1 rRNA gene is annotated in these 310 nt (G+C 45.8%); it reads left to right on the top strand.

The window, feature by feature from the left end:
• Nucleotides 1-229: 229 nt before the first annotated feature.
• Nucleotides 230-310: ribosomal RNA gene (locus ACW5W4_RS18950) — 16S ribosomal RNA — on the top strand; the annotation flags it as partial.

Below are 310 nucleotides of genomic sequence, written 5' to 3'. Positions count from 1 at the left end.
GTGAGGAGCGTAAGATGCGCCTCCTCAACGCGATAAGCGTGACGCTCTTTAACAATTTGAATCAAGCAATCTGTGTGGGCACTCACAGCATCGAACATCAAAAACAATTTTTGATTTTCAATGTCTGGTGAAGTGACCAAGACAACTTCGGTTGTCACAGTTTATTTCAGCAATTCATTGAGCCGCTGAAGTTCGCTACTCCGGTAACGAATGAACGCAAACCAAACTTAAATTGAAGAGTTTGATCATGGCTCAGATTGAACGCTGGCGGCAGGCCTAACACATGCAAGTCGAGCGGCAGCGGGAAAGT

Source organism: Aeromonas crassostreae, assembly GCF_054052445.1.
Note: the sequence above shows the minus strand (reverse complement) of the source record. Positions and strands in the feature narration are given on the sequence as shown.